Genomic DNA, 12746 nt, shown 5'->3' on the forward strand with positions numbered 1-12746 from the left:
ACCTTTACGGCTGAGAGTACTTATCCCCGTAAAACAGGCGTAGCCGCTCATATCCTTCTTCAATTGATACGGCCGGTTCCCACCCCAGCAGTTCACGGGTGTTTCGCTGATCAAACCAGTGCGCCGTTGACAGCTGCTCCGCTAGGAACCCCGTCATGGGAGGCTCATCACCGGCGGTCACCGAATGAGGCAGTAAAGCCCACACCTTCTCAATCAGGCGCCCGGCCACCACAGCCACCGGTGCCGGTACCGAAAAACGCGGTGCGGGAACGCCCACAGCAGTGCAGAAGCCGCTCATGAGCTCGGCAACTGTGCGCGGCTGCCCATTGGTGACCACTACAGCCCGCCCGGCAAGCGCCTCCAACCGTTCGTAACCGTGCACCACTGCGTCGGCGGCGTTATCAATGTACAGGGTGTCGATCAGCCCAGTCCCACCGGATAGAAGCGGCAGCCGCCCCGCACGGGCCCTCTCCAGGATGCGTTCCACCAGCTGCGTGTCTCCCGGGCCCCAGATCAGGTGTGGGCGCAGGGCACCGGTGCACAGATGCTCCCCGGTGGATAGCGCCGTACCGTTCATCTGCAGCACCGCTTTCTCCGCCACCGCCTTTGACCTGGCATAGTTGCCGCGCGCGTGTTCGGGGGAGGCATCCCCGTTCCCTGCACCTACAAGCGCTGCTCCGGCGTGCGCTACCGACGGGGAGGAAATATACAGAAATTTGGGGATCGCATGCTCAACCGCAGCATCCAGCAGACTCTTGGTTCCCTCAATATTTACCCGTTCATAGTCGCGCCAGTCACCGGAGACCGATACTTTCGCGGCTGCGTGCACAATACCGTTCACACCTGTCAGCGCCTGCTCAATGGCTTGCCGGTTGGTGAGGGAACCCCGCACCTGCTCGAACCTGGGACGAATAGTATCCGGCAGCAGGGCGGCTATTCCCGAATCTGAGCGTTGAAACACCCGCACAGTGTACCCGGCACGCAATAGGGCCAGCGCAGACTCGCGGCCCAGCATGCCGCTGGCACCGGTCAGCAGCACACGCTCTGCGTTGCTCGGGGCAAAATCTGATTCTTCAACGGGCCGTAGCGAACGGGGAGATGGGTCGGTGTAGCGTGCCGCCAGGGGAGCGGGGTTAGTCATCATCGCCTCCGAAAGATTATGTATCACTATGGTGGTGTATTTATGGTGTGTACGCAGGGCACAGACACAGGATAGGAGAAGGTTTGAAGGGGGTATGCAGGCACCAGAATGTAGCGCATAAATGCGCTATATTACGCTCCGGCAAGTACCTTCTGAGCCCACGTGCTCAAGGCGGTTCGGTCAATTTTAGAGTTATGGCGAATGTCCGTGGGGTGCTCACGTACTACCAGCACAGCCGCCAGCTCAATACCCGTGTCTTCCTTCACCCGTTCCCGCACTGCACGGCTCAGGGCAAGGGGTGCCTGCCCCTGCTTGAGCGCACGGTCGGTGGCCTCAATCACCAGTACCGCGGCGGCGGCACCGTCCGGGCCCACCGCCACCAGCGCGGCACGGCGCACCTCATCTAGAGTTTCTGCGGACTGCTCAGCAGCCACCGGGGTGAGCACACCCTGAGCGGTGAGAAGCACATGCGCCAGCCGCCCCTCAACCCACAAACGGCCGGAAGCGTCCAGATGCCCAACATCACCGGTGTGGTGCCAGCCGGGGGTAGAGATTGACTCTTCTTCAGTAACCCACAGGGTGTCGTAGCGGTCTTTCACATGCGGCGCCGAGACAAGAATTTCGCCGGTGACACCGGGCTTGCGGGTGGTCTCAGTCGCGGGAGTCCCGTCGTCCTGCAACGCGGCGATTGCTACTGCCGCACCGTACACGGGGTAGCCCACACATACCCCGTCTTTGGCGAACGGGTCAAGGACATCACCCTGAGAGTTCGGGGCACCCTCAGAAATCGCCTGCTGAATCATCTCAAACGAAACATCGGTTACGGGCAGCCCCTCAGTCATCCCATACGGGGTGTGCAGGGAGGCGTTAGGCACCAGCTGGGAGAGCACCTGCAGCAGAGGAACGGGAATCGGCGCCCCTGCTGAGAGCACAGTGGTGACCTTCGCCAGGGCGGAACGCTGCGGCTCGGTCAGCTCCTTCGCGGTAGCCACCACGTTCACCAGTGCCGCCGGTGAGGCGAACACCGTGGAGGCGTCAATGGCTTCAGCTGCTGAGGCCAACGCGGTCGCCGTCAAGGTTTTCGGCTTGGTCACATCCATTTTGGGGGTCACGCTGGTGGCCCCCAGGGCCGGGCCAAGAAGCGCGAACGGGGCGAAACCCGCCACCAGGGCTGACCCTTCCTCGAAACCGTACGTATGAGCGATCGCATCACGCATCCCTGCCAGCTGCCGCTGCGTGTACACCACGCCCTTGGCTGGGCCAGTCGAACCGGAGGTGTAGAGCACCGCCGCATCCGCATCCGGGGCGGGGGCAGGGAACTCTACGGTGCCGGTCTGATTCTTCTGCGCCACTGCGAATACAGAGCCGCTCACACCGAGCAGACGTTCCTGGAAAGCGTTTAACGGCTCAACTGAGATACGCTGACCCGGCCACAGCAGCGAGCGGGCAGCAGCGAGCGCAGCAGGAATACCCACAATGAACTGCGGGTTAGCGCCCTTGAGCGCACGGGTGAGGCCCTTCAAACCCAGCCCGGTGTCAGCCACCACAATAACCGCACCCAGTTTCAAACAGGCGTAGATAAGGGTGGTGAGGCGGGACCCGGGCGGAACCATGAGGTTCACGCGGTCACCGGGGCGCACCCCCAGCTCGTGAAGCTGAGCAGCTGCAGCATCTACCCTATCAGCCAGCTGCTCCCAGGTGAGCTGAACCGCCACCTGGGTGCCGTCGCCTTTGGTGTCCATATCGACCACAGCCAGGGAAGTGTCTCGGGCGCGTTCGGTGAGCGCCGCTAGTATGGGCCGGAATCCGGTGTTATGGGGGGTATCGCCACGGTGGAGATGGTCAAGTTCTTGCCGGGCTTTGCGGTGCGCCGCCTCAGCGTTAACCGGCTCCTGGAGGGTACCCTCGGCGAGCACCCCGAAGTTCTGCCCCAGCCAGCTGAAGATGGGGGTGGCAATATCGTAATCTTCCGCCAGAAGATGTGAGGCTTTCTCATAGCGGTGTACTTTTGCCTGCGGCATGCGGCGCATCAGGTCAAAAAGGTAACGGCGCTGAAATACGGGGTCTTTAGTGCCCCACTGGAAGAACGCGGGGACCTTCAGCTCACGAATACCTTCGGCGATACGCACCATATGTTCGTAGGACGGAATGTCGGCACCTGTGGGGATATCACCCACAAAGTTGCGGATACCCTCACGCCATGCCGGATGCGCGTAGGGGGCGCGGTAGGTGCGCCGGATACCTTCGTCAAGCTTATACGGATACAGGGCACGCGGCTGGTGCACGGTGGGGCCAGCCAACGCGGCTTCAGCAGCGCCCGGGGTGCCTGGATCCGGCAGGCGCCCCCGGTTTTGTGCCAGCCCCAGGGTCACGTCAAGGAACGCGGTGGAGTCTTTTGTGCCCAGCTCATGAACGCTCAGGGCGAGCCGCAGCGGCGCAGGTATACGTTCAATACCGTCGTGGTAAACAGCGGTGTTTGTGAGCATCACCCCTGAGAGGATGCTCTTGTGCTCAAGGGCCCAGCCTAAAGACACCAGCCCGCCCCAGTCATGCGCCAGGATTACTAGCGGCTGTTTGGTCTCATCCAGCCCGGTTTCGCGCGTAAAATCACCCAAATCCGCGATACGGTCTTCAAGGGAACGCCTCTCACCCTCCAAATCGAGGTGGGTGCGTTCGGAGTAGCCCATATCGATCTGATCCACCGCCACCACGCGCCACGGGTTTTCGGTGTTCACCCCGGCGTCAAGCACGGTGCGCCACAGGTACGACCAGGTGGGGTTTCCGTGCACGCACAGCACCGTACCGATCGATTCAAGCCCCTGCTGCTGAAGCACCGGCAGGTTGTCCAGGTAGTGCCAGCGGCGTGCCTGCGCCTGGTTGGCGCGGGCCTCAATGGGGGCGGTGGTGGGCACCTCAAGCCTGTGCGAGTAGCGGGGGTCAACGCCCGTCCACTCTTGAGGGTTGTACGTTGGCTGGGTTTTGGGGAAGTTCAGGTGGCGCATAGAACCGTGTCCTTGCTCTCTTTACGCTGTATAACCGGTGATTTTGCTATGTGGGTGGGTTGCGGTGGTGCGTGTCGGGGAGCCTCACTGCCGAGGCTCCCCGCGGTACATCATATGGTTACCAGGTGATTTCCATGAGCGCTGTGTTAAGCCCCGAACCCACACCCATACACAGGATCCGGTCACCCTTAGCGTAGGTGGGTGCGTACTCGGCCAGGGTCATCGGCAGCGCCGCCGCCGCCACATTACCCCAGCGGGGGAAAGTCAACGGAATACGTTCCCGCTCAATACCGACCGCCTCAATAATGGCGTTCGTGTGGGCGTTCGAAACCTGGTGGGTCACATAGGAGGTCATGCTGCCCCAGTCCCAGCCGTCCTGATGCGCCTGCTCCCACGCCTGCGCCACCAGCTCCAAGCCGTGCTCCAGCAGCCCGGCAGCATCGGTATTCATTCCCTGGTCGGCTTCGCCGCCGATGCACAAATCACGGTGCTCCGTACCTGCCCGCGACACAGAGCCCACAATACGGTGCCCGTTGGGGTGCTCATCCGCCCGGCCTATTACGGCTGCTGCCGCACCCGAGCCGAGGGTGAGGGTGGCGAACTGCGCGAGCACATCATCGCGGGAAGTATTGGGCTGGTTTAGGATGCGCAAGGCGGTACGGTGCCAGGGGGAAGGGTCCTCACCGGCCACAACCAGGGCGTACTCGATAGCGCCCGAGTCGATCATGGTCGCTGCCACCGTCATGGCGTTCACAAACCCCAGGCAGGCGTTTGTAATATCGAAGTTCAAAGCGTGCCGCGGCAGGTTAAGGCGGTCGTGAACACCCACCGAGACGGCGGGTTCAAAATTATCGCGCGTCACCGAGGCGTTAATCATTAAACCGATGCGGTTCCTGTCAATACCGGCGGAGGAGATCGCCTTCTCAGCGGCGGCAACCGCGCCGTCCTCAAAGGTCTGCCCCTGCGCCCAGCCGCGCCGTTCACTAATGCCAGCCAGCCGCTCCAGCAGGCCCTTGGGCATGCGCAACCGCTTGTAGGTGTCTGCCAGCTGCTCATCAAAGTAGTCGCTCGAAACCACCAAGGGCGGTAGCTCGTTCTCAATCGAAAGTAGCGCCGCGTTGCGGTGGCGGATATCGGAGTTCGCCTCTGATCCGGGCGAAGCAGCGTTTTGTGCAGACATAATGCCTTCGTATGTTTTGGACAGTACTATTTCGTTCACGAAAGAAGGGGAGCTTGTGCGCTCCCCGCCTCAGTGTTGGTTACTTAAAATTTACCCTACCGAGGCCCGTATCAGTTATTAGGGCGGGCATATAAAACCCGTCAGCAAGAGTAATAAGCGCCACCCGTTCACTGCGGGCGTAGGCCTGTAACCCTACGCCCCAAGTATAGCCGCCGGGCCCGCCAAATCCTGATACGTTAACCTTATAGGTAGCTGAAAATCACGGCTGGGCCGAAAACCACTACCGGAAGGATACTCCCCGTGCACCTGCATTCGCTCACCCTGCGCGGTTTCAAATCCTTCGCCTCCGCCACCACGTTCGAGTTCACCCCCGGCATTAACGCGGTGGTGGGTCCGAACGGTTCAGGCAAATCAAATATTGTGGATGCGCTCGCCTGGGTCATGGGAGAACAAGGCGCTAAAAGCCTGCGCGGCGGGTCCATGCAGGACGTTATTTTCGCTGGGGCCGGGGCTGAACAGGGCGGTAAATCAGCACTGGGGCGGGCAAAGGTGAGCCTGCGCATCGACAACTCAGACGGGGCGCTGACGATCCCCTCAGCAGAGGTCGAAATTTCCCGCACCATGTTCCGCGCCGGCGGCAGTGAATACGAGATTAATGGTTCCCCGGCCCGGCTGACTGATGTGCAAGACCTGCTGTCTGAGGCGGGCCTGGGGCCTGAGATGCACGTGCTGATCGGCCAAGGGCAGCTGGATAAGATTCTGCACGCCTCCGCCGCTGAACGCCGCGAGGTGATCGAAGAAGCCGCCGGAATCCTCAAATACCGCCGCCGTCAAGATAAAACAGCACGTAAACTTGAGGCGATGAGCGCGAACCTCACCCGGCTCAACGACCTGGCAGCCGAGCTGCAGAGCCAGCTTAAACCGCTGGGGGAGCAGGCCGAATCTGCCGCGGCAGCACGCGAACTGCAGGCGCGTATCCGTGAGCTCAACGCGCTGCTGATTGCCCGCCAAGCCCACGCCCTTGATGGCTTATTAGACACTGAGCGTGAGCGGGGCGCCGCAGCCGCCGAACACGCCGAGCAGCTGCAGCAGCAGTGGTCACAAGCCCACGCCGACGGCCTGGAACATGATACGCACCTTGAATCTTTACGTGCCACCCAGGCGGCTCACGCCGAGCAGCTTTCGCACCTGAACCAGCTGCTCACCCGCACGCACGCCACCGCCTCCGTGGCTGCCGAACGCGCAAAAACCGGGCAGCAAAACGCAGATATGACCGGTTACGACGCCGAAGTCAACAGGGCAGCAGAGCGCATGGAGGCCGACGAGCAGGCGCTGACCCAAAGCACCGCAGCCCTCGAACAAGCCCGCGAAGCACTTCAACAGGCTGCCAAGGTCGCCGAGTCGGCGCGCGCCCAGGTGCAGAGTATCGAGCGGAAGCTCACCGCCCACGCCGCCGCAGCCCAGCAAGAGCGCCAGCGCCGTGCCGAACTCACCGAAGCCGCCGCCGTGGCACGCGCCGGGTACGAGCGGGCCAACGATGAGGAAACAAACCGCAGGGCAGAGGTAGAACAGCTCACCGCAGAAGCAGCCGGAATCGCCGGTCAACGCGCCGAAGCTGAGGCCGCCCACGCTGCCGCCGAGGCCGAACATGACGCCCACGAGCAGCGTCTTACGAAGATCCGTCAAGAGCGCATGAGCGCAGAAGAAAAACGCAACGCCGCTCGGGAAGAAGCCGCCCGCACCGCCCAAGAAGCAGCAGGTGCCCGCGAGCGCGCCGCTACCCTGCGTGAAGCTCTCGGCACCCACCTGAACCAGGAGGAATCACAGGGGGCGTCAAGCCCCGCAGCCGATAACCTGCTGCGTGTTCTGGACGTTATCACCATCGAACCAGGCTGGGAAAAAGCCGCCGCCTCCGCCCTGGCGCAGCTGGCAACCGCCGCACTGAACGCCCCCAGAACAGCCAGCATCTCACGCATCCTCCCCGCGGGCTCACCAAACAGTGCTCCTGAAAAGCACCCCGAACCCGTGATGCCGCCAACCGTAAAAGCCCATGCTGCACACAACATCATCACCATACGCGCTGAAGACCCCGCCGGTACCGGCCCCAAACCGCTGCGGAAAGCAGAAACCCAGGCCCTGAAAGCGGCACTCGACGAACAGCTTGCGGGAGTCTACTGTGCTCCCACCGCACACCACGCCCGCGCAGCACTTAAAGCGGGGGCCCGCCTAGCAATAGATACGCACGGTATCGTGTACTCGCGCCACGCTGAGCTGCACCCCGATGCGGGGGCCAGCGCCCTCGAACTGGCTGCCGCCGCCCGCACAGCGCAAGAGCACGCCGAGGCTACCGCCCGTCTAGCCCAGCACGCCGCCCAGAAACTCGCAGCCGCAGAGAAAAAGCTCGCCGAAACACTCACCACTGAACGGGATACCGCCAAAACCCTGGGGCAGGCGCGTGCCGCACTGAGCGCCGCCCAAACCGCGCAAGAACGCATTACTGTTCGTGGTGAAAGCATGGATGCGGAACTGCGCCGCGCCCAAGAACGACTCGAAACCGCCCACACAGCAGCACGCCTAGCGAACGAAACCTACGCCCATGCCCGAGCCGAACTTGACGCCCACGAAACCGCGCAGCAGCACCCCGCAGAGGCGGCGCAAACGCACCCGCCCACCACACAACAGGCCCTAGAGGCCGAGCTGGCTGCTGCGCGTGATGCCCACACGCAAGCAGAAAAAACCCGCCAAGAAGCCCACTCCGTTATGGTGCGCATCGAAGCGGAATACGCAGCAGCACAAACAGCCCTCACCCGCGCTCAAGACCTGCACCAGCGCGCCATCAGCACCCGGCAGAACGCCCACGCTGCGGCTGCTCACACCCAGCGCTTGGCACAGCGCGCCCAGGGCACACACGCCCGTGCCCTCGCCCTCGCCCACGCTCTTGAACACGAAATAGCAAAGCTGCGCCAACATATTGCCGACACCACCGGCGAAATCGAAAAAATAACGGCCCAGCGCACCAAAAACCGTGCCGAACAGCAAGAGCTTGAAACCGCCCGCGCCGCAGCCCTCACCCTCGCCGCCCGAAGCGAAACCGACATTGCGCGCATCGAAACCCGCCGCGAGAACCTGTCCGAACGAGCCCAGCTGCTCACCAGCCTCACCCTTGATGAGATCACCACCGCCCACCCGCAGGCTGCGGCAGGGGACGAAGAAGTCAGCGAAGAAACCCTCAAAGAGCGCCTCACCGCCACCGAAGCCGAGCTCCGCCGACTAGGCAGCGTCAACCCGTTAGCACTGGAAGAATATGAGGCGCTCACCGAGCGGCACAGCTACCTCCGTGAACAGATCGCAGACCTCAAAAAGTCCCGTGCCGATCTGAACACTGTTATGGACGAAGTCACCAGCCGCATCACCGAAGTGTTCACCGCCGCGCTCGCCGACATTAACGAGCATTATGAACATATTTTCGCCACGCTTTTCCCGGGCGGTCAGGGGCGGCTAGAACTCACGGACCCCGAAGACACCCTCAACTCGGGTATCGAGATTTTTGCGCGGCCCGCCGGCAAAAAAGTTAAACGTCTCTCGCTCCTCTCAGGCGGTGAACGGTCGTTAGCGTCCCTGGCTCTGCTCATTGCTATTTTCATGGCCCGCCCCAGCCCCTTCTACGCCCTTGACGAGGTGGAAGCAGCCCTTGACGACCGCAACCTGGGGCGTCTGCTTGAGGTGATTGAGCAGCTGGGGCAGCGCTCGCAGCTGATTCTGATCACGCACCAGAAACGCACAATGCAGGTGGCACAAACCCTGTACGGGGTGTCGATGCGTGAGGGGGTTTCAACCGTTATTTCGCAGAGCGTGGAGGAGCTGCGTGAGCTTCTCTAACGTTTTCTGCGCACAAAACATGTGGGCTTAAGAATACTTCTTAAGCCCACATGTTTTGTGAATGTTCCTTTACTTCCCGGTATAGTTCTCATCCGCCAGTTCGCTGGGCCAGCGCGGGGTGCGGAACGGCAGCCAGGTGAGCGAAGCCGCCAGGAGCAAACCTCCGCAGAGCATGAACGCGGGCGTAAACCCCCACGTATCGGCGACGGCACCGGCGAGAAGCGGACCCAGAATCATGCCGAAGTCACTGTGCATTTGGAAGGTCGCAAGCACGGGCGCACCGTCGCGTTTACCGCCGATCACATCGGCAACAGAGGCTTGCAGCGAGGGCGTGATCAGTGCAGCACCGGCCCCCATGCCCACGATCAGGGCTATGAGCATCCAGGGCGCCGAAGAAATACCAATGGTTGAAATGGCGGTTCCGGCGATCAGCAAACCGATAAAAATCATGATGCGCCGCCCCAGGCTGTCAGATAGACGCCCCGAAACGGTTTGGGTGAGAGCATTGGCTAACGAACCGACCGCCATCACCGTAGAGGCAAGGACGGTTCCCTCCGATGCCTTAGACGCATCGCCGCCCGTCGCTAAATATGCCGCGAGCAGCGGAATCAGGGAGGACTGTATGCCTAAAACCGCCCAGCCAATTGTGAAGTTCGTGAAAAGCGCTGAGCGGTAGTTCGTAAATTTGAGTGCCTGCCGAACGGTCATAACGGCTGGTGTGGGGGTTTTCTGCTGAGACGGCGCCTGACCCGATGCGAAACTCCGGACTGAGGCTGGTGCATCGGCTGCAGGAGCAGCGGTTGTACCGGGCTTGTCGGCATCAGATGAAGCGCTGGGGGCAACATCATCCTGGGTGGGAAGACTGTACGCCTCACGTTCAGCATCGATCTGATCTGCCGGGGGCAGCATAAACCACACGATAGCCCCAGCCACCAGCAGAGAGCAGCCGTAGAGGGCGAACGGCAGGCGCATCCCCAAGCCGCTGAGTGCGCCGCCGACGACCGGCCCCATAATGTTCCCAAGCAGGAATGCGGTAGCGTAGTATCCCGAAACCCGCCCGCGCATATGCGACGGCGCTAAACGCACCAGAAGACCCATCGCAGAAACCGTGAACATGACCGAACCGATACCTGCGAACGCGCGCGAAGCCAACAGCACCCAGTAATCCCAGGCGGCGGCATTTACGAAGGACGAAACCGCCACAATAATCATGCCGCAGGTGTAGATTGGTCGTTCACCAAACCGGGAGATAAGCTTGCCCGCACTCGGCGCGAAGGCTAACCGCATGGCTGCTAATGCCGAGACCACAATCGTTGTTGCCGTAACACCCACATTAAAGCTACGCGCAAAACTGGGGAGTACCGGCGCCACAAGCCCGTACCCGAGGGCGATCATGAACGATGCGGCGATGAGAACTTTAAGGCCGGTGGGGATTTTGCCGCCCTGAACAGTTTCTCGCGTGCGAGTAAAACGGATGCGCCGCCCAGTTTCTTCTTCGATGGTGGCGGTGCCCAGAGCGTCCGCGCCGGGGGTGATAATGGGCAGCGAACCGGTGGTGGTGCTGGGGTGGTCGCAGTGATTGTTACGTTCGGGTGTTGTGGGTTCTGGCATTATCCTTCTTCGCTGATGTATCTGTGTGCCCGATGCGCTAGTGGGCGGGCGTGAGCTGGTGCTGGTGTGCTGGCGTTTTCTACAATCGCTAGTCTACTCCTGCCCGGGGTTTATCTGCACGATTCATCTCCTAGAAACACTGTGTTGGGAGAGTGTGAACCGGTAAGCTAGTAGTGTGAATGAAACTATGTGGATAATCCTTGCAATTGTGCTGGGCGTGCTGGTTCTTATCGGTGTGCTCTTTGCGTTTTTGCGTTCCCCGAAGGCGCCTCGCGGCGGGTACCCGAGCACCCGCGACGCCGATGATACCGGCGGTGCCAAAGAGCCTGAGGGTGAAGAACCGCAGGAGCCGGGGGTTGAGACTCCCGCGCCGGTTGCGGGGCGTCTGGTGCGGCTGCGTGCCCGTTTGGCACGGTCGAACAACATGCTGGGCAAGGGGCTTTTGGCTCTGCTCTCACGAGATCGCATTGATCAGGATGTCTGGGACGAGGTCGAAGAGACTCTGCTCATGGCTGATTTGGGTGCTGAGCCGACCACCCGCCTGGTGGAGGCGCTTCAGAAGCGGGTGCGTGTGGAGGGTACCGATAACCCTGCCGCCGTGAAGAAGATGCTTCATGAGGAGCTTCTTGAGATTATTGGCCCCACGATGGATCGTGAGCTAAAGACCGAAGGCACCGACGGCAACCCCGGCGTGGTGCTTGTGGTCGGCGTGAACGGCGTGGGGAAGACCACGACGGTCGGTAAGATCGCCCGCGTGATGGTCGCGGACGGAAATTCGCTTCTGCTGGGTGCGGCTGATACCTTCCGTGCTGCGGCTTCCGAACAGCTGACGACTTGGGGCGACCGCGTGGGCGTGAAGACCGTGCGCAGCGAAAAGGAAGGTGCTGATCCTGCCTCTGTTGCTTTCGACGCGGTGAAGACCGCTAAGGCTGAGGGTATCGGCACGGTGCTGGTCGATACTGCGGGTCGCCTGCAGAATAAGGCCGGTTTGATGGATCAGCTCGGTAAGATTAAGCGCGTGATCGAAAAGGAAGCCCCCGTGACCGAGGTGCTTTTGGTAATTGACGCGACAACCGGGCAGAACGGTATGGTGCAGGCAAAGGTCTTCGGCGAAATCGTGGACGTGACCGGTATTGTGCTCACCAAGCTCGACGGTACCGCAAAGGGCGGCATCGTGGTGGCTATTCAGGAAGAATTGGGTGTTCCCGTCAAGCTCGTGGGGCTCGGCGAAGGTCCGGACGATCTGGCCCCCTTCGACCCCGAAGGCTTCGTGGATGCGCTCCTCGACTAGCTGCCTATAAATAACCACATGCGGCGCCCCCGATGGGAAATAACCTCCAGGTGGAGGGGTAAAAATTTCCGGCCGGGGGCGCTGTAATGTTACAGGTGGGGTTCCCTGGTTTAGCTAGTACCTATTAGAGATATGTAGACGTTAGGGATCCATGTGATCGCCCAATAGTAAGTAAGGGAGCTTCCGATAACGGCTTGCCGTTTTCTGATGGCTTGAGTCTGCGTTATGGCTACTGATAGAGATAACCAAACAGCCAAATAGCTGGTCAGTCCTAGGCATATGTTGAAAAAGGGCAAGAATGCCTAAGACCCTGGTACGGTCGAAGAGCTGTCAGACTCATGCAAACTGTGTGTAGAGGGAGAATGGTATCGTTTAATGTCTGCTATCTCAACATGGGCTAGAATAGGAAGAGAGAAGGAAAAATTCTTGAGTTCACTCACAGCCTTGTGAACTTTTCTGAACAATTCAGGGAAAAAGTCTAGTAGGGAATTATAACTTTGACTAGTAGAACCGTAGGCGTTTCTTCCTGCTTGTAGAATATTGAAGTTGGGGCTGTGTTCTTTTTTACTGTCTGTTTCGAACACATAAGCTCAAGTGGCCCAGTGTGGTCAGTATAATACTGCATGTGCGCTGTAAGAATTT

The 12746-nt window shown here is 60.7% G+C and carries 6 protein-coding genes; 2 read left to right on the forward strand and 4 right to left on the reverse strand.

Annotation, left to right across the window (positions count from 1 at the left end; genetic code table 11):
• Positions 1-4: 4 nt before the first annotated feature.
• From I6I94_RS11110 to I6I94_RS11120, 3 genes are all read right to left on the reverse strand, one after another.
• Positions 5-1141: an NAD-dependent epimerase/dehydratase family protein gene (locus I6I94_RS11110; protein ID WP_128088213.1), complete on the reverse strand. Its 1137-nt coding sequence runs from the start codon at positions 1139-1141 to the stop codon at positions 5-7.
• Between the two features lie 131 nt (positions 1142-1272).
• Positions 1273-4143, reverse strand: a complete 2871-nt coding sequence (locus I6I94_RS11115) for an alpha/beta fold hydrolase (RefSeq protein WP_201620715.1) — start codon at positions 4141-4143, stop codon at positions 1273-1275.
• Positions 4144-4261: 118 nt separating this feature from the next.
• Positions 4262-5323 (reverse strand): 3-oxoacyl-ACP synthase III, encoded by a 1062-nt coding sequence (locus tag I6I94_RS11120; protein ID WP_128087877.1) that lies wholly within the window; start codon positions 5321-5323, stop codon positions 4262-4264.
• A gap of 300 nt (positions 5324-5623) precedes the next feature.
• On the opposite strand from I6I94_RS11120, the gene smc reads away from it, so the two are divergent.
• Positions 5624-9202 carry a chromosome segregation protein SMC gene (smc, locus tag I6I94_RS11125; protein ID WP_128087876.1) on the forward strand — a complete coding sequence of 1193 codons (3579 nt, stop codon included), beginning with the start codon at positions 5624-5626 and terminating at the stop codon, positions 9200-9202.
• Positions 9203-9271: 69 nt separating this feature from the next.
• Here the strand turns inward: smc and I6I94_RS11130 are convergent, their stop codons facing one another.
• A complete protein-coding gene (locus I6I94_RS11130) occupies positions 9272-10813 on the reverse strand; it encodes an MFS transporter (protein WP_172425679.1) in 1542 nt (513 codons plus the stop codon).
• A 187-nt stretch (positions 10814-11000) separates the two neighbouring features.
• Here I6I94_RS11130 and ftsY point away from each other — a divergent pair, with 187 nt between their 5' ends.
• The gene (gene ftsY, locus I6I94_RS11135; RefSeq protein WP_172425721.1) at positions 11001-12104 is read left to right on the forward strand and encodes a signal recognition particle-docking protein FtsY; all 1104 of its coding nucleotides are present in this window, start codon (positions 11001-11003) and stop codon (positions 12102-12104) included.
• The last annotated feature ends 642 nt before the right edge of the window (positions 12105-12746 follow it).

Origin of the sequence: Rothia aeria, from assembly GCF_016726365.1 — a bacterium.
Classification (GTDB): domain Bacteria; phylum Actinomycetota; class Actinomycetes; order Actinomycetales; family Micrococcaceae; genus Rothia; species Rothia aeria.